We start from the raw sequence: 17072 nt of genomic DNA, 5'->3' as shown, positions 1-17072 counted from the left end.
CTTCCTCCCCCGCCTAAGGGCGGGGGTTTCCAGCGGTCGCCCGCTGGGCTTCCTGCTTCATCGACGACCGCCCCGTCCGGGAGGACTCCCGTTGAGGTCTTACACCGTCTCCGCAGGCAGATGCCGCCAGCCCGGCGGCCAGGATGCTGCGTGCCGCGTTCACGTCGCGGTCATGTACGGCACCGCAGTGCTCGCATGTCCACTCGCGGACGTTCAGCGGCACGTACCGGGGGTACTTGGCGCGCTTGGCGAAGAAGTTGGCGAACGCGGTCTGCAGGTGGCGCAGCGCCTGCTGGAGCGGGACGGAGGACACCTCCGCCAGGAAGGCGAGTTCCTCGGTCTTCTTCCACTCCGTCAGCGCGGCGGACGACTGCACGTAGGAGATGCGGCGCTGCTCGCCATACCAGGCCCGGGTGCGTTCATCCAGCGCCTTGTTGTAGACGAGGCGGACGCAGCCGAACGTGCGCGACAGCTCAGCCGCCTGCTCGTCCGCGGGGTAGAAGCGGTACTTGAACGCCCGCTTGACCTGCCGCGTCATGCCTCACGTTCTATCAGATCCCATGTGAATAGAGGGGGTTGGCCGGTGGCCGAAGACCGCTGGTCCGCCCTGGCGGCCAACCGGCTTTCCCCGCCCTGCTCCGCAGGAGCTTCGTTTCCTCCCCCGGCTGAAGCCGGGAATATCCACAAAGGAGAAACCCGATGAAGGCGGTGGTCGTGCACGGCCCCGGCGACCTGCGCATCGACGAACGCGCGATCCCGGTGCCCGGCCGGGGCGAGGTGCTGATGGCCATGGAGTGGGGCGGGATCTGCGGATCGGACATCGCCTACTGGAAGAAGGGCGCCTCGGGGACGGCGGCGCTCGCGCACCCGCTGGTCCTCGGGCACGAGGTGGCGGGCCGGATCGCCGGGCTGGGTGAGGGGGTCACCGGGCTCGTCGAGGGACAGGCGGTGACCGTCCATCCGGCCCAACTGGTCGGCGACGGCGGCCTTCCCTCCCGCATCGCCGGGCGGACCAATCTCCACCCACGCGTCCGCTACTTCGGCTCGGCGGCCTTCGACCCGCACACCGACGGCGGGTTCAGCGAGTTCCGTACGGTGCCCGCGGCCCAGATCCGTGCGCTGCCCGAGGGCGTCGACACCGAACAGGGCGCGCTGGCCGAGCCCTTGGCGGTCGCACTGCACGCCGCCGGCCGGGTCCCCGCGCTGCGTGGCCGCACGGTCCTGGTCAACGGCTGCGGGCCCATAGGCTCGCTGGTCGTGGCGGCCGCGCGGCTCGGCGGCGCGGACACGGTCGTCGCGGCCGACCTCGCGTCCGCTTCCCTGTCCGTGGCGAAGGCCATGGGCGCCGACGAGACACGGGACCTGTCGAGCGGTGACGTACTGCCCGACGACATGGACGTGGTCTTCGAGGCCTCCGGCGCCGCGGCCGCGCTCGGGCCCGTCCTGCGGGCCACGGCCAAGGCCGGCACCGTCGTCCAGGTCGGCAACCTGCCCGGAACGGCCGTACCCGCCGCCCTCGGCGACCTGGTGACCCGGGAGATCACCTGGATCGGCTCCTACCGGTTCGTCGACGAGATCGACGAGGCGCTGCGCGCTCTCCGGGACGGTCTCGACGTACGCCCGCTGATCACCCACCGCTTCCCGCTGGAGCGTGCCGAGGAGGCCCTTGCGGTCGCCGCCGACCCGGGAAGCGGCAGCAGCAAGGTCATGCTGCGGCTGGCCGCAGAGGCATAGGAGTTCTTGGTGTCCGTCGCTTCCCGTGCCGCCGACGTCGTCTGCGTCGGCGAGACCATGGTCGTCCTCAGCCCGCCGGACGACCGCCCGCTCGCCGAGCAGCCCGCGCTGAGCCTGGCCGTCGGCGGCGCCGAGTCCAACGTCGCCTGCGGGCTGGCCGGACTCGGGCATCGCGCCGCCTGGCTCAGCCGCCTGGGCGACGACCCGTTCGCCCGCCGCATCCTGGCCGAACTCTCCGCGCACGGCGTGGACGTGAGCGCCGTGGAAACGGATCCGGAGCGTCCGACCGGGGTCTACTTCAAGGACCCGGGCCCGGACCGCACCCGTACGCACTACTACCGCGGAGGGTCGGCCGCGACCGGGATGGGACCGGAGTGGGCCCGGCATCCCGCGCTGCGCCGGGCCCGTGTCGTGCACGTGTCGGGCATCGCCGCGGCCCTCTCCGACAGCTGCGGCCGGCTGCTGGAGGCGATACTGCGCGATCGCACCGTGCGCGGACCCGTCGTCTCCTTCGACGTCAACCACCGCCCCGCGCTGTGGCGGGCGGCCGGCAAGGACGCCGCGCGCACCCTGCTGACGCTCGCCCGCGCCGCCGACCTCGTGTTCGTCGGACGGGACGAGGCCGAGGAGTTGTGGGGCACCGCCCGCCCGGACGACATCGCGGGCCTGCTCGGCGCCGCGCCCGTCGTGGTCGTCAAGGACGCCGAGTACGGGGCGACTTCGTACGCCGGCGGGGTGCGCACGTTCGTGCCCTCGCTGCCCGTCGAGGTGGTCGAACCGGTCGGCGCGGGCGACGCGTTCGCCGCCGGTTACCTGGCCGGCCTGCTGGAGGACCGCGACGAGCGCGCCCGGCTGCGCCTGGGCCATCTGGCGGCCGCGGCCGCGCTGCGGACCAGGGACGACGTGCCCGTCATGCCGCCGCGAGCGCAGACCGACCGCCTCCTCGCCCTGGACGACGACGCCTGGACCGTCAACTCGGCTCGGACGGCGGCCTGTTCGGCGTAGCGGTAGGGCTGCCCCACAGCACGTGCAGGGTGGGCGGCTTGCGGAAGACCAGGCCGTACGGGGCGTCGGGGCGGGCCGGGTCGAGGCGGAGGTCCGGGAGGCGTTCGAGCAGGCCCTGGAGGGCGATGCGCGTCTCCAGGCGGGCGAGGTGCGCGGCGATGCAGTGGTGGGGGCCGTGGGCGAAGGCCAGTTGGAGACGTGCGTTCGCGCGGCGCACGTCGAAGCGGTCGGGGTCGGGGAAGACGTCCGGGTCGCGGTTGGCGCCCGCGAGGGAGACGGTGACCAGGTCGCCCTTGCGGATGGTGGCCGGGCCAAGGACGGTGTCCCGGGTGGCGTAGCGGTCGACGACGGCCGCGCCGGGTTCCAGCCGCAAGGACTCCTCGATCGCACCGTCCAGCAGGTCGAAGTCGGCCTGGACCAGGGCAAGTTGGTCGGGGCGCTGCAGCAGGTGCAACAGTGCGTTGGTGACCATCGCCTCGACGGTCTCGATGCCTCCGAACATCAGGACCGCGGCATTGGACGCCACCTCGGGCGGCGCCAGCCGTCCGGCAGCGGAGAGGAGCAGCGAGGCACCGCCCGGGTCGGCGATCGTGGCCTCGACGGCGGCCCGCAGCTGCGCGTAGGCCGCGGCTCCGTCGGTTCCCGTCTCGTGGCCGGCGGTGATGTCCGAGACCGTCCGCACGATGGAGTCGTACCAGGAGAGCACCGTGTCCGCGCTGGTGCCGACCAGTCCGAGGGCCTCGGTCACGACGGCGACGGCGAGGGGGCCGGCCAAGGAGCGGCGCAGTTCGGCGGAGCCCTGCGGTTCCAGTGCGGTGATCAGCCGGTCGGTCTCCTGCTCGATGAAGGAGGCGAAGCCCTCGTGCACCTGGCGGGGGCGGAAGGGGGCGTTGAAAGGCTCGCGGTGGCGGGTGTGCGCCTCGCCGTCCAGGGACAGCATGCTCGGCCCGACGACCTGTGCGGTGGAGAAGCGGGGGTCGTCGACGGTGAAGGTCGCGGCGTCCCGCATCACGCTCAGCGCGAGATCGCGGCGCGTCACCAGCCAGCCGTCCAGCTCGGGCAGCCAGGACACCGGCTCGTGCGCACGCAGCAGCGCCAGCCGCGGATGCGGATCCCGGGCGAGCTCGGCGAGCGTGGTCGCGGCGCCGAGCGGGAAGGACGGAACCGCATCGACCGCACTCATCAGGTTCTCCGACCGCTCACTCATCAAGGCCTCCGGCCCCTCAGCAACCACCGTCTCGCAGGACATTCCACAGCCTCGTACAGCACCCACGCCAGTCCGAGCGACACGGAGAACGCGAGGGCGGTGGCCGGCAGCCCGAAGTGCGGGGAGGTCCCGAACAGGTTCGTGGCCGCCCGCACCACCAGGAGGTGGACCATGTAGAACGCGAACGACAGCTCCCCCAGCCGTACCAGCCGCCGGTGCCGCCACAGCGAGGGCAGCCCCTTCAGGTCCGCGACGGCCGCCGCCGAGATGAGCAGGGCGAAACCGACGACGGTGCAGGTGGTGGCCCCGTAGCCGTGCGTGACCTGCGGCACCAGGAAGTAGCCGATGATCGCGAGGGCGAGCGACGCCTCCAGGCCGGGCCCGCGCCAGTGGCCCAGGAGCACCAGCCGGGCGACGGCGAGACCGAGGACGAACTCGGGCAGGCGCGCGGCAGGGAAGGAGTAGATCTGCTGCGTCCAGTGGTGGGCGTCCGCCCAGCCCAGCACCAGGATCGTCAGCACCGAGACTCCGGCCAGCGCCGCCGGGCCGCGGGCGCCGAGCCGGCGCAGCAGGAGTGCCAGCAGCGGGAAGAGGGCATAGAAGAAGGCCTCGCAGGCCAGCGACCAGCTGACCGGGTCCAGCGTCTGCCACCACGGCCGCCACCAGGAGTGCACCAGCAGAACATTGGCGACGGCCTGTTCCGGCGTCGGCTTCGCCAGATGGGCCGGTGTGTACGCCATCAGCAGGGCGAGCGCGGCGGTGACCAGGTGCACCGGCAGGATGCGGGCGATGCGCCGTCTCCAGAAGGCGGTGGCGCGGTCGCCGGGCCGCGCGGACCACATCAGTACGAACCCGGACAGCACGAAGAAGAACGACACCCCGGTGGAGCCCGCCCCGAATGCCCAGTTCACTATCCGGCCGGCGGTGCCGCCGAAGTAGCCGAAGTTGTGCACGTGCAGCCCGAACACCAGCAGCGCGGCCACCCACCGCAGTCCGGTGAGGGACGGCAGCGAGGGCAGCGCGGCGGGCGCAGGAGCGCTGCTCGTGGTCGCGGTGGCGGGCGGCGTCCCGGTCGCCCGGGTCACCGCCGTCATCGCGCCATCCGGGAGGGGAGGTTCGTACGGGGCATGAAGGGGAACGTTGCCGCTTCCTCACCTTTCATTCGGCCCCGTAGCGCACGTCACACCCGTACGGCGTTGTGCCGCTCGGCGCCCTGCCGCTCAGCCGTGTCCGCGCCCCTTGGCCAGGCGGTCCAGCACGGCACGCGCCATGGCCTCCTCGCCCTTGGCGTTCGGATGCGCGGGGGCCGCCGGGGAGGCCGGCTGCAGCGGCTCGATCCAGCGGTCCGCGGGCGGCTTGCACATGTCGTGGCCGCGCGTCGGACCGTAGGTGTCGACATACTCCGCACGGTTCCACCCGGCCACCAGACGCAGCATCAGGTTCAGCCGCTTGCCGGTGTCCCGCAGATACGGGAAGTCCCCGGCCGCGAACGGCACCGAGGGGTAGCAGCCGCTGCCGTCGTCGGGCAGCAGATCGGGGTAGCCGACGACGAGGACCCGTGCGTGCGGCGCCCTGGCGTGGACGGCGCGCAGCACACGGTCGATCTTCGGTGCGGTCTGCGCGATGTTCACCGTCAGCTGGTCGATCCCGGAGGCGCCGTAGTAGCGCTGGCAGGGATTGCCCGTCGGATCCTGGGCGCTGAGGCGCGCGCAGGTACTGATGATGGAGCCGAAGCCGACGTCGTTGCCGCCGATCTGGACCGTCACCAGGTCGGTGTCCCGCCCCAGGGCGTCGAGTTGGGGGCCGTTGGTGCCCTGCGGCTTCCACATGTTCTCGGTCGTCGCTCCGCTGCAGCTGACGTCCTTGAACGCGGTCACCTCTCGCTCCGCCGCGACGATCGAGGGGTAATTGTGGTCGGAGCGGGCGCAGTTGGCGTCCACCTGCTTCGGGATGAGGGGACCGGCCGTGTACGAGTCCCCGAGTGACACGTAGTCCGTGTCGCGGCCGTGCCTGCCGTCGTCCGCCGCGGCGGCCGTCGTCGAGGCGGCGAGAAGGGCACAGCTGCCCAGCGCCGCCCCCACCACGGCCGTCCGACGCCGGCGTCTCGCCGGTCTGTGCGCCTGTGTGCCGTCCGTCATGGCGTTCCTCCCCCTGAGAGCCCGGCGTCGCGCGGGCCCGCAGCAAAGGCGCGGGCATGACATGCGACTGGGTCTGTATACCGTTTGGTATGTGTCCGGGGCCATAGTCAGGAAGTGTCTGACACGCCGCCGGATGGCCCATCTGGCCGCTAAACGGCACATCGGGTCATAGCGTTCGGAATATGACGAAATACCGCATCGCGTATCTGATGTGCACCGCAACGGTGGCCGCAACGGGGCTTGGCGCCGCCGCTCCACCGGTTGCCCACCATGGGGTCCATGTGGTGTGGCCGGACGAGTCGATCCAGAAGGCGGTGGACGCCGCCAAGCCCGGGGACACCGTGCTGCTGGCCCCCGGCACCTTCCACCAGAGCGTCAAGATCGGCACCCCCGGGCTGACCCTGCGGGGCATGGGGCGCGCCACAGTACTCGAGCCCGGCACGAAGAAGGACGCCAACAAGTGCGCCGAGGGCGGCAACGGCATCTGCGTCGTGGGCACCAAGGACCGCAACGTCGAGGGCGTCACCGTCACCTCCGTGACCGTCACCGGCTTCGCCAGGACCGGCGTGTTCTCCATGGCGACCGACGGGCTGACCGTGCAGAACGTGACCGCGGTGAAGAACGGCGTGTGGGGCATCGCCCAGGAGCGCTCCGTCCGCGGCCGGTTCCTGGACAACTTCGCCCGGGACAACGGCGATGCGGGTCTGTTCCTCGCCAACACCATCACCGAGGAGGCGGGCGCCTCGGACACCGAGGGCACGGTGATCGAGCGCAACCGGCTGGAGGGCAACCGGATCGGCGTCACCGTACGGCGGCTGCGGAACCTGGTCGTCGGGCGCAACCACCTCACCGGCAACTGCGCGGCCGTGTTCGTCGTCGGTGACGAGAACAAGCCGAAGGCCGGCGCCGTGACCGTGCGCGACAACTACATCGCGCACAACAACAAGTCGTGCCCGAAGACGCCGCGGCTCGACGCGCTCGAGGGCTCCGGCATCGTCCTGACCGGCGTCGACGACACCCTGGTGACGGGGAACGTGGTCCGGGGCAACGTCGGCAAGTCCCCGCTGTCCGGCGGCATCGTGCTGTTCAAGAGCTTCGTCGGCGTCACCAGCGACCGCAACCGCATCAGCGACAACGTCGTCGAGGGCAACTCCCCCGCGGACCTGGTCAACACCGACCTCGGCAAGGACAACGCCTTCGTGGCCAACACCTGCCGGGCGTCCCAGCCCAAGGGACTGTGCTGACCCGTTCGACGAGAGCCGTCTGACGACCCGTCGGCCGCGGCCGACCAGGAAAACAAGAAGGAAGGAAGCGGCACATGACGACCGCACAGACCGCCCCACCGCCGTCCATGCGGCTGAGGGAGCTCGCGTTCGCGGCGGCATGTGCCGCCGCCCTCCGGGCGGCCACCCGGCTCGGAGTCCCCGACGCCCTCGGCGACAGCCCCATGACCGTGGAGGACCTCGCTGCCGCCGTGAAGGCCGAACCCCGGCCGCTACGACGGCTGTTGCGCGCCCTGTCCTGCTACGGCGTCTTCGCCGAGCAGCCCGACGGGACCTTCGCGCACACCGACGTCTCCCGGCTGCTGCGCGAGGACGACCCCAACAGCCTGCGCGCCATCTCGCTGTGGTGCACCGAGCCGTGGACCTGGGACGCCTGGCCGAAGCTCGACGAGGCGGTGCGCTCCGGCCGCAATGTCGTGGAGGACCTGTACGGCAAGGAGTTCTTCCCGTATCTCAACGAGGACGCCCCGGAGTCGGCCGACGTCTTCAACCGGGCGATGACGACATCGAGTGTGCAGTCGGCGCGGGACGTCGCCGAGTTCCTCGATCTGTCGGGGAGTTCGTCGGTCGCCGACCTCGGCGGCGGCCAGGGGCACGTGGTGGCGAGCCTGCTGGACAAGTACCCCGCGATGCACGGCGCCCTGCTCGACCTGCCCCGGGTGGTGGAGAACGCGGTGCCGCGGCTGCGCCCGGGCGGCGACCTCGCGGACCGCACGCGCATCGTGCCCGGCGACGTCCGGGTGGCCGTACCGGTGAAGGCCGACGTCTACGTCATCAAGAACATCCTGGAGTGGGACGACGAGAGCACGGCCCGGTTGCTGCGCAACGTCCGCGAGGCGGGCGGCCCCGGCACCCGGGTGGTGGTCATCGAGAACCTCGTCGACGACACGCCCTCGATGCGGTTCAGCACCGGGATGGACCTGCTGCTGCTCCTGAACGTCGGCGGGGCCAAGCACACCACCGAGAGCATGGTCGGCCGGCTGACCGACGCGGGCCTGGTCATCGACGACATCCGCCCGGTCAACCCCTATCTGCACGCGTTCGACTGCCACGTGCCCGCCTGATCGAACCGGGTCCGCACAGGACACCGGCCGCCGGGAGCTTCGCGGGGCCCGGCGGCCGGTGGGTTTTCGGGCGGCGTCAGCCGGCCGGTTCGCGCTCCCACAGATAGAAGCGCTGCGCCATGGCGTCCTTCGGGGAACGCCAGGTCTCGGGGTCGTACGCGCTGACGTACGCGGCAAGCCGCTCGCTGACGTCCCGGAACTCGGGATGTCCCGTGACCTTGGCGATGGCGGGCCCGGGCTCGTGCTCGGACTCGATCAGGTGCATGTACACGTCGCCGAACTGGAAGAGGCTGCGCCGGACCACCCCGACGAGGTGCGGCAGCTCTCCCCGGTCGGACTCCGCGAACACCTTGGCGATGTCGGGAGCCGATCCCGGGGCCATACGGGCGACGATCAGAGCCTGGTGCATGGGACCGTCCTCCGTCCGGCTCAGTCGGTCAGGCCGGGCGCGAGCCCTTGCTCGGCGGCGGCCTTCTCGATGCGATCACGGATCAGCGCCATCTGCACCTTGGAGTTCCGGTTGATGTTGTCGGTCATCCAGGCGTCGTCGACCGGCGCCTCCGGCTTCATCGCGAAGTCCTGCGTCCAGACCATCCGGGTGCCGCCCGGCACCTCCTGGTACTGCCAGAGGATGGTCATGTGGTCGAAGGGCCCGGTCTCGACCCGGCGGGCCTTGACGGTGAGCGTCTCCGGGTCCGGCTCGCGCTGGGAGACCCAGCTCCACACGGTGCCGTTCTCGTCCGGGTGCATGGTCAGCCGGAAGGTGGTCCGCTTCCCCTCCTGCTCCAGCACTTCGACGGAGGCGTACTCACTGAACAGATACGGCCAGTTCTCCAGGTCGTTGGTCATCTCCCAGACCAGGTCCAGCGGTGCCTCGATGGTGATCTCGTTCTGCGTGTGTCCGGTCATCTCACGCTCCTGTCATAAGGGCACTGTTGACGAGGTCGAGGAACTGCCGGGGCGTCTTGGAGCGCTCCGCCTCGGGAGGCATCGAGGTGCCGTACCGGTTCTCCAGCTCGCCCACGATGCCCAGCAGGCCGAGGGAGTCGACGCCGAGGGTGGCGAACCCCGGGTTGTTCAGGCGGAGTTCGTCCGCATCGACGGTGACACCGGCCGACTTCTTCATGAGCTCGGCCAGCTCCTCCACGGTTATGCGGTCAGTCATCAGTCCTCTCCTCTACTTTCGAGGCGCCTCGCTACGAGGCGTCGTGGGCGCCGTGCCGCAGCACCAGCGCCGAGTTCGACCCCATGAGCCCGCGGCTCAGGACCAGTGCCGTGCGCACCTCGGCGGTGCGGGCCCGGCCGGTCACCAGGGCGAGGTCATGGCAGATGTCGAAGACGTTGGGGGTCGGGGGTATCAGGCCGTGCTCCATGGCGAGCACCGCCGCCGCGACGTCCGTCAGGGGCGCCGCGCAATAGCCCCGGCCGATCCCGGTCTTCGGCGCCGTGACGGGCACACGGGTGCCGTGCACGCCGAGGGCGTCGGCGATGGCCAGCGCCTCGGCGCGGTCGGCCTCCGGTACGCCGAGGGCGTCGGCGAACACCACGTCGATCTCCTCGGGGGAACAGTCGGCCTCGTCCAGGGCGCCCCGGATCGCGTGGGCGAGCCCTTCGCGGGAGCCCTCCCAGCAGGAGGCGCCGGTGAACGTCGCCGCGTGTCCGGCGAGGTAGGCCCGCACCTGGGCGCCGCGCGAGCGGGCGGCGCCCTCCTCCTCCACCACGACCATGGCGCCGCCCTCGGCGGGCACGAAACCGCAGGCCGCGGCGGTGAACGGGCGGTAGGCCCGGACCGGGTCGTCGACGGTGCTGAGCTCCTCGTAGCCGAGCTGGCAGACCACCGAGTACGGCGCGATGGGTGCTTCGGTGGCGCCGGCCACGATCACCTCCGTACCGCGGCGCACGGCCCGCGCCGCGTGCCCGAGGGCGTCCAGGCCGCCGGCCTCGTCGGCGGCGACGACCGAGCAGGGTCCCTTGAAGCCGCGGCGGATGGAGATCTGGCCGGTGCTCGCGGCGTAGAACCAGGCGATGGACTGGTACGGGCCGACGAAGCGGCTGCCCTTGCCCCACAGCTGCTGCAGTTCCCGCTGGCCGAACTCGCCGCCGCCGGAACCGGCCGCGGTGACCACGCCCACCTCGAACGGTGCCTCGTCGGTGGCGGGCCGGCCCAGGCGCGCGTCGTCGAGTGCGAGGTCGGCCGCGGCCATCGCGAAGTGCGTGAACCGGTCGGTCTGGACGAGGAAGCGTTCCTCGATGGCGGCCGTCGGGTCGAAGTCGCGGACCTCGCCGGCCACCCGCAGCGGCAGATGGTCGCAGCCCTCGCGGGTGATGCGGTCCAGGACGCTGATGCCCTCCTTGGTGGCCTTCCAGAAGGTGTCGGTGCTGGCTCCGTTGGGCGCGACCACGCCGATTCCCGTGACGGCGGCGCGCCGTGCGTGGGGTTCGCTCATCGTGTCCTCTCCCTGGGCCGGTTCATGACCACCGCGGACTGGAAGCCGCCGAAGCCGCTGCCCACCGAGAGCACGCCGGCCAGCTTGCGCTCGCGGGCCACGCGCGGGACGTAGTCCAGGTCGCACTCGGGGTCGGGCGTCTCGTAGTTCGCGGTCGGCGGTACGACCTGGTTCGCCAATGCCAGGACGCAGGCGACGAGTTCGATCGCGCCGATCGCGCCGAGGGAGTGGCCCACCATGGACTTGATGGAGCTCATGGGGGTGGCGTAGGCGTGCCCGCCCAGGACGCGTTTGACCGCGGCGGTCTCGTGGCGGTCGTTCTGCTTGGTGCCCGACCCGTGCGCGTTGACGTAGTCGATCGCCGTGGCGTCGAGCCGGGCGTGCTCGAGTGCCTCCTCGATGGCCCGGGCCATCTCCAGGCCCTCACTGGTCAGGCCGGTCATGTGGTAGGCGTTGCCGAAGGTGGCGTAGCCGCTGATCTCGCAGTACACGTGCGCTCCGCGGGCCAGGGCGTGGTCGAGTTCCTCCAGGACCAGTACGGCACCGCCCTCGCCCATGACGAACCCGTCCCGGTCGGCGTCGAAGGGGCGCGAGGCGTGCGCGGGGTCGTCGTTGTTCGGCGAGGTGGCCTTGATCGCGTCGAAGCACGCCATGGTGATCGGGGAGATCGGCGAGTCCGAAGCGCCGGCTATGCATATGTCGGCGCGGCCCTCCTCGATGGTGTGGAAGGCGTACCCGACGGCGTCGAGTCCCGAGGTGCAGCCCGTGGAGACGGTCTGCACCGGCCCGCACGCCCCGAACCGCTCCGCCACCGTCGAGGCCAGCGTGCTGGGCGAGAACGCGCGGTGCAGCTGTGGGGCCGCCTCCCGGTGGTCCACGTCCCAGCGCTGCCCGCCGTGGCTGACCAGCACGTAGTCGTGCTCCAGCCGGGTGGTGCCGCCGACTGCGGTGCCGAGCGAGACGCCGATGCGCCAGGGGTTCTCGGCGGGCAGGTCGAGACCGGAGTCCCGGACCGCCTCCTCCCCGGCGACCAGGGCGAACTGGATGTAGCGGTCGCACCGTTGGACGTCCTCGGCGTCCAGCCCGTGGGCCGCCGGGTCGAAGTCGCACTCGGCGGCGATCCGCGAGCGCAGGCCGGCCGGGTCGAAGAACGTGATGGCCCGCGTCGCCGTGCGCCCCGCCGCCAGAAGATCCCAGAACGCCGGGACGCCGATCCCGCCGGGGGCGACGACGCCTATACCGGTGACCGCCACCCGTCTGGTCATGAACGCACCTGACTTCGCTCGGCCGCCTCGGCCCCGACCGCCACGGCCTCGGCGTCGGTCTCCTCGGTGTCGACATGGCCGAGCGGCGGGCTCGGGGCCAGCGGACCGAGGTGGAAGACGATACGGGCCTCGACATTGCCCACGTTGCGGAAGCGGTGCCGCATGTTGATCGGGATCATCAGGCCCTGCTCGGGCCGCAGCGGATGGGGCTCGCCGTCCAGGTCCACCTCGAGCTGCCCGCACACGACGTAGACGAACTCCTCGGAGTACGGGTGGTAGTGCTCGCCGATGCGCTCGCCGGGCCGGATCAGGGCCACGCCCATGAAGCCGCTGGTGGAGCCGACCGTGGCCGGGGTGAGCATGGCGCGCAGGTCGCCGCCGCGGCGGCGGTTCGGCTCGACCTCGCTGAGATCCACGATTCTGGGACTGGATGTGATCACGACGTTCCTCCGATGGTGTGCTGGACCGACGTGGCGGGGGCGTGGGCTGGGCCCCGACCCACGTGAGGGTGGATCAGGCGTCGGGCGACCGGCGGTCGGTGACGAGGTCCATGCGCGCGAGTTCGAGCCAGCGCGCGAGTTCACCGCCCCGCGGCGCGGACGCGTCCGCGGCGAAAGTCGTCAGTTCGGCCGCCTGCCGCGGGTCGGACAGGCCGAGGGCCAGCGCGGGATCGGCGGCGTCCAGCCTGCCGCGCACGTCGATCAGCCGTACGACGACGTCGTCGCGCTGGAAGATCGTGCTGCGCAGCACCGGGCTGCGCGGGTCATCGGCCGCCGCCTCGTCCTGACGGGCCAGCAGCTCGGCCAGCCGCATGCCGCAGCCGGGCTTGACCGGGTAGGACAGGGCGTGCCGCTCCGCCGACGGCTCCTGCTGCTCGGCCGTGACGTGGTGCACGGCGGGCAGTGCGGCGCGGGTGAAGAACACCCGGGCGGATTCCGGGTCGTTGAGGTCCCGGTCCTGCTCGAGGTAGGGGTTGATGGCCTCCTCGACGGCCCGCACCTCGGGCTGGCGGGCGACGTGGCGCAGTGCGGCGAGCAGGTCGCCGCGCACCTCGATGGCCCGTACGACCCGGTTGCCGTGCATGAACAGCGAGGTGCGGCACAGCCGGGTGGAGTCGTCGACCTTCGGCTCGGGCGAGGCGTAGTCGGCGAGGATCTTGGCGACCATCTCCTCGCTGCCCGGCTTGACGGTGAAGGTGAGGGCGTGCCGGATCATGCCGTCGCCGATCCTGGGCGAGGTCTGCAGCCGGCGCTCCGCGGGATCGGCGTCCACCGCCGGGCCGCCGGTCTCGCGGACGATGTGGAAGCGCAGCGACCGGGTGTCGCGGACACAGCTGTGCAGCGGCTCCACCATCCGCACGTGCTCCTCGCTGTTGACCCAGGCGAGGAACGGCGGGGCGCTCTCCCACTCGCTGGTGATCAGCCACTGGGAGGGGTTCTCGATGGACTGGCACAGCTGGTCGCTGACGTGCCCGGGGACGGACGCGACCTGGTTGCACAGGTGCTCGTAGGCCTCCAGGAACTGCTGCTGGGCACCGTCGTAGACGTCCACCAGCAGGACGACCCTCAGCCGGGAGCCATCGAACACGGACTGGGAGACACGTGGCGACACCTGCCGCTTCGGCGAACCGGAAACACGCTCGGACGTGGTGGTCATCCTGTGCACAACTCCTTCTCGGGACGGAGATGAACGTCGGCCGCGGTGAGGCGACATCGGCGTTCCTCGATCGTGTGCCCGTCCCCGCAAGCGCGCGACTCGAATGAACTACGCGGGTGACCCCCTCAGACGAGATGGGCGAAGACCACCAGGTTGTCCGTGTAGTCCCTGACCGACCGGTCGTAGTCACCCGCACAGGTGATGAGCCGCGCCTGGGCCTGGGGGGTGTCGTCGTACACGCGGTCGCTGGGGAAGTGCTGCTTGTCGAAGGTCTCCACGCTGTCGACCCGGAAGGTCGCCTCGCGTCTGTCGGCCCGCAGAACGTAGAAGAGGTCGCCCTTTCGCAGCTCGGAGAGGTTCGCGAAGACGGCCGCGGCGGTCTTCGTGTCCACGTGCCCGGCGATGACCGAGGTGCCCGCCTCCCCGGGGGAGGCTCCCTTGGCGTACCAGCCGACGAGGTTGGTGTCGGCGGCGGGCGGCGGCTCCAACTGGCCGGTGGAGCCGATGTACAGGTCGGTGAAGGGGGCGTCGACCCAGATCTTCGGGATGCGCAGGCGTACGGGCCGCGAGCGGGGCAGGTACTTCTGCGCCGGCTGTCCGGCGGACGGGGCCGACGCGGCGGCCGACGGGGCCGACGCGGCCTGTGCGGCAGAGGGCCGGTCGGCGGTGTCGGTCGACGAGTCGTTGCCGCCGATCAGGGTGGCGGCCAGGATCGTCAGGGCCGCGGCGCACATCATCATCGCCCCTGAGCGGGACGATCCCGATCCGGTGGGCGCGGGGTCGCCGTCGGTGGGGGAAGGAGGGGTAACTGCCATCGGAGAACACCTCGCTCAGGCACGGCAGCACGGCGGAGGGGTGGGCGGGGAGCGGGGCCGCGGCCGCCACTCGGGGCTGGGTGACGGCCGCGGCCCCGCTATCGCATCCGGCATGGGTCAGGCCGCGCTTCCGGCCGGCCTCTTGCGACGCGAGGCGTACAGTCCGGTCGCGGCGACCGCCAGCACGGCGAGCCCGCCCGCGGTCACTCCCGACGTCGTGGCGAGCCCGCCGCCGCCGGTGTGCATACCGCCCTTGGGCTTGTCGTGGTCGCCCCAGGAGTTCTCCTCGTGGTCGCCGTCCCTGTCCTTCCAGTAGTCCGGGTCCTGCTTGCGGTCCCCGCCTGAACCCCAGTCGCCGTCGTTCACCGCGGTCAGCGCACCACCACCGGTGTGCACCCCGCCGTGCGGCTTGCCGTGCCCCGAGTCGTTGTCGTGCTCCTTGCCGTGCTCCTTGCCGTGCTCCTTGTCGTGCTCCTTGCCGTGCTCGTCGCCGTGCTCTTGGCCGTACGAGGAGTCGTCTTGGTCCCAGTCGCCCCCGGCCGCGTACGCGCCGGGTGCGCCGATGGCGAGGACGGCCGAGACCGCCGCCGTAGCCAGGATCATGCGAGCAGAGCGCATCTGATGGCCCTTCCCGTCACGGCCCGGCAGCTGGCGCTTCGTCAGCTGAATTGACCGGGCCCCGACGTGAACCACCGTCAGTCAAGGACCGACTCGCCACCACTTGGAACGATCACCCGGGTGACATGACGGTGGCCTCGGCCGGGCCCGCTGACCCCGGGTCAGGACAGTGCCAGGACCCGCTTCAGGGCGTGGCGCAGCGTCGATTCGGCATCCGGGTCAGGACCGGGCGACCGCCATGCGACGAACCCGTCCGGCCGGACGAGTACGGCACCTCCGGGTGTCGTGCCGTGGCGTTCGGCCCAGTCCGCATCGCCGTCCGGAACCAGCTCGGCGCAGGGACCGATGCCCATGCGGTACGACGTGATGGGGACCGACAGTTCTGCGGCGAGGCGGGTGGCGGCCTCGTGCCATCCGTTCGGGTCACCGGCGTCGCTGAGCAGGACCAGGGAGCGCTCGTAGAGGTCGAGGGTGGAGATCCGCGCGGCGCCGTGCCGTACCCACAGGTGGGGCGCCCTGCTGCCGGGCTCGCCGCTCAGGTCGAGGTTCTCCGGGACCACGGGGGCCGCGGGGTCGGTGCCGTGGACGGCGCCCTGCGGATACCGGTAGCCGAGGGCCACGTTGAGGATGCCGCGCTGGCGGCCGCCGCCGGCGCCGGGCGGCGGGGTGAATCCGGGGTGGCTGTGCTCGGCCGAGCGGACGGCGGCGCGGGCGCTGGTCGCCTCCGCCACCGGGCGGCGCTCGGCGTCGTAGGACTCCAGCAGTCCCTCGCCCGCCCAGCCGCCGAGGACCGCGGCCAGCTTCCAGGCGAGGTTGTGGGCGTCCTGGATGCCCGTGTTGGAGCCGAAGGCCCCGGTGGGGGACATCTCGTGGGCCGAGTCGCCGGCCAGGAAGACGCGTCCGGAGCGGTAGCTGCGGGCGACGCGCTGGGCGGCGTGCCAGGGGGCGCGGCCGGTGATCTCGACATCGAGGTCCGCGACGCCGACCGCGCGGCGGATGTGCTCGGCGCACCGCTCGTCGGTGAACTCCTCCAGCGTTTCGCCGTGTTCGGGGTGCCAGGGGGCGTGGAAGACCCAGTTCTCGCGGTTGTCCACCGGCAGCAGGGCGCCGTCGGCGTCCGGGTTGGTCAGGTAGCAGACGATGAAGCGACGGTCGCCCACGACATCGGCGAGGCGGTGCGAGCGGAAGGTGACGCTGACATTGTGGAACAGGTCGCCGGGGCCGCTCTGCCCGATGCCGAGCTGCTCGCGGACGGGGCTGCGGGGGCCGTCGGCGGCGACGAGGTAGTCGGCGCGGATGGTGGTGTGCTCACCCGTCTCACGGCTCTTGACCACTGCGGTCACACTGTCGGCATCGCTCTCGAACGACATCATCTCGGTGGAGAAGCGCAGGTCGCCGCCGAGGGCGCGGGCGCGGTCGAGCAGGACCGGCTCCAGGTCGTTCTGGCTGCACAGACACCAGGCGGCGGGGCTGAAGCGGGCCAGTCCGCCGCCCGGGTCGATCTCCCGGAACAGCCACTCGCCCGCGTCGCCGACCAGGGTGGGCGTCTGCAGGATGCCGTGGTTGTCGGCCAGGGTGGCGGCGGCCTCGTGGATCGCGGGCTCGACGCCCGCCACCCGGAACAGCTCCATCGTGCGGACGTTGTTGCCGCGGCCGCGCGGGTGGATGGAGGTGCCGGAGTGCCGCTCCACCAGCAGGTGCCGCACCCCCAGCCGCCCCAGGAACAACGAGGTCGACAGGCCGACCAGGGAGCCGCCGACGATGAGAACCGGGACCCTGACGGTGTGGTGGTCGGCCTGATCGACTCGTTCGTTCATCACTCTCGCCTCCAGCGCGTCTT

At 71.6% G+C, this 17072-nt stretch carries 18 protein-coding genes; 4 read left to right on the top strand and 14 right to left on the bottom strand.

The genetic code is table 11. From position 1 onward, the window contains the following. Positions 1-13: 13 nt before the first annotated feature. Positions 14-538 carry a helix-turn-helix domain-containing protein gene (locus ABZ880_RS17715; RefSeq protein WP_361263155.1) on the bottom strand — a complete coding sequence of 175 codons (525 nt, stop codon included), beginning with the start codon at positions 536-538 and terminating at the stop codon, positions 14-16. Positions 539-699: 161 nt separating this feature from the next. Between ABZ880_RS17715 and ABZ880_RS17710 the strand changes: the two genes are divergently transcribed. Both ABZ880_RS17710 and ABZ880_RS17705 read left to right on the top strand, forming a co-directional pair. Beyond that, entirely contained in the window at positions 700-1734 is a 1035-nt protein-coding gene (locus ABZ880_RS17710; RefSeq protein ID WP_361263152.1) for an L-idonate 5-dehydrogenase, read from the top strand. A gap of 9 nt (positions 1735-1743) precedes the next feature. Next, complete coding sequence (locus ABZ880_RS17705; RefSeq protein ID WP_361263149.1) at positions 1744-2739, top strand: sugar kinase; 996 nt, start codon at positions 1744-1746, stop codon at positions 2737-2739. Here the strand turns inward: ABZ880_RS17705 and ABZ880_RS17700 are convergent. The 3 genes from ABZ880_RS17700 to ABZ880_RS17690 form a co-directional block, all read right to left on the bottom strand. Next, positions 2705-3946, bottom strand: coding sequence for a cytochrome P450 (locus ABZ880_RS17700; protein ID WP_361263146.1), 1242 nt, complete (start codon positions 3944-3946; stop codon positions 2705-2707). The two genes, ABZ880_RS17705 and ABZ880_RS17700, sit on opposite strands and share 35 nt — an antisense overlap. After that, the gene (locus ABZ880_RS17695) at positions 3946-5040 is read right to left on the bottom strand and encodes an acyltransferase (protein ID WP_361263143.1); all 1095 of its coding nucleotides are present in this window, start codon (positions 5038-5040) and stop codon (positions 3946-3948) included. Before ABZ880_RS17695 ends, ABZ880_RS17700 begins: the two co-directional genes overlap by 1 nt. Positions 5041-5166: 126 nt before the next feature. Next, positions 5167-6084 (bottom strand): SGNH/GDSL hydrolase family protein, encoded by a 918-nt coding sequence (locus ABZ880_RS17690; RefSeq protein ID WP_361263140.1) that lies wholly within the window; start codon positions 6082-6084, stop codon positions 5167-5169. 182 nt (positions 6085-6266) lie between these two features. On the opposite strand from ABZ880_RS17690, the gene ABZ880_RS17685 reads away from it, so the two are divergent. Both ABZ880_RS17685 and ABZ880_RS17680 read left to right on the top strand, forming a co-directional pair. Next, positions 6267-7328: a right-handed parallel beta-helix repeat-containing protein gene (locus tag ABZ880_RS17685; protein ID WP_361263137.1), complete on the top strand. Its 1062-nt coding sequence runs from the start codon at positions 6267-6269 to the stop codon at positions 7326-7328. Between the two features lie 74 nt (positions 7329-7402). Then, the gene (locus ABZ880_RS17680; RefSeq protein WP_361263134.1) at positions 7403-8431 is read left to right on the top strand and encodes a methyltransferase; all 1029 of its coding nucleotides are present in this window, start codon (positions 7403-7405) and stop codon (positions 8429-8431) included. Positions 8432-8507: 76 nt separating this feature from the next. Here the strand turns inward: ABZ880_RS17680 and ABZ880_RS17675 are convergent, their stop codons facing one another. From ABZ880_RS17675 to ABZ880_RS17630, 10 genes are all read right to left on the bottom strand, one after another. Next, complete coding sequence (locus tag ABZ880_RS17675) at positions 8508-8840, bottom strand: TcmI family type II polyketide cyclase (protein WP_361263132.1); 333 nt, start codon at positions 8838-8840, stop codon at positions 8508-8510. Between the two features lie 20 nt (positions 8841-8860). Further along, a complete protein-coding gene (locus ABZ880_RS17670; protein WP_361263129.1) occupies positions 8861-9340 on the bottom strand; it encodes an SRPBCC family protein in 480 nt (159 codons plus the stop codon). 1 nt (position 9341) lies between these two features. Beyond that, on the bottom strand, positions 9342-9596 hold the full coding sequence (locus ABZ880_RS17665) for an acyl carrier protein (protein WP_361263126.1): 255 nt from the start codon (positions 9594-9596) through the stop codon (positions 9342-9344). 31 nt (positions 9597-9627) lie between these two features. Then, complete coding sequence (locus tag ABZ880_RS17660; RefSeq protein WP_361263123.1) at positions 9628-10878, bottom strand: ketosynthase chain-length factor; 1251 nt, start codon at positions 10876-10878, stop codon at positions 9628-9630. Further along, entirely contained in the window at positions 10875-12143 is a 1269-nt protein-coding gene (locus tag ABZ880_RS17655) for a beta-ketoacyl-[acyl-carrier-protein] synthase family protein (protein ID WP_361263120.1), read from the bottom strand. Before ABZ880_RS17655 ends, ABZ880_RS17660 begins: the two co-directional genes overlap by 4 nt. Beyond that, a complete protein-coding gene (locus ABZ880_RS17650; protein ID WP_361263117.1) occupies positions 12140-12583 on the bottom strand; it encodes a cupin domain-containing protein in 444 nt (147 codons plus the stop codon). The genes ABZ880_RS17655 and ABZ880_RS17650 overlap by 4 nt, the downstream gene beginning before the upstream one ends. Before the next feature lie 73 nt (positions 12584-12656). Further along, entirely contained in the window at positions 12657-13799 is a 1143-nt protein-coding gene (locus ABZ880_RS17645) for a SchA/CurD-like domain-containing protein (RefSeq protein ID WP_361263114.1), read from the bottom strand. A gap of 125 nt (positions 13800-13924) precedes the next feature. Then, positions 13925-14614: a class F sortase gene (locus ABZ880_RS17640; protein ID WP_361263111.1), complete on the bottom strand. Its 690-nt coding sequence runs from the start codon at positions 14612-14614 to the stop codon at positions 13925-13927. 117 nt (positions 14615-14731) lie between these two features. Beyond that, a complete protein-coding gene (locus tag ABZ880_RS17635) occupies positions 14732-15232 on the bottom strand; it encodes a hypothetical protein (protein ID WP_361263108.1) in 501 nt (166 codons plus the stop codon). A gap of 161 nt (positions 15233-15393) precedes the next feature. Next, complete coding sequence (locus tag ABZ880_RS17630) at positions 15394-17049, bottom strand: FAD-dependent monooxygenase (protein ID WP_361263105.1); 1656 nt, start codon at positions 17047-17049, stop codon at positions 15394-15396. Positions 17050-17072 lie beyond the last annotated feature (23 nt).

Origin of the sequence: Streptomyces sp. NPDC047043 (assembly GCF_040644055.1) — a bacterium.
Lineage (GTDB): Bacteria > Actinomycetota > Actinomycetes > Streptomycetales > Streptomycetaceae > Streptomyces.
The sequence above is the reverse complement of the archived record's forward strand: the minus strand, read 5'-3'. Positions and strand labels throughout refer to the sequence as shown.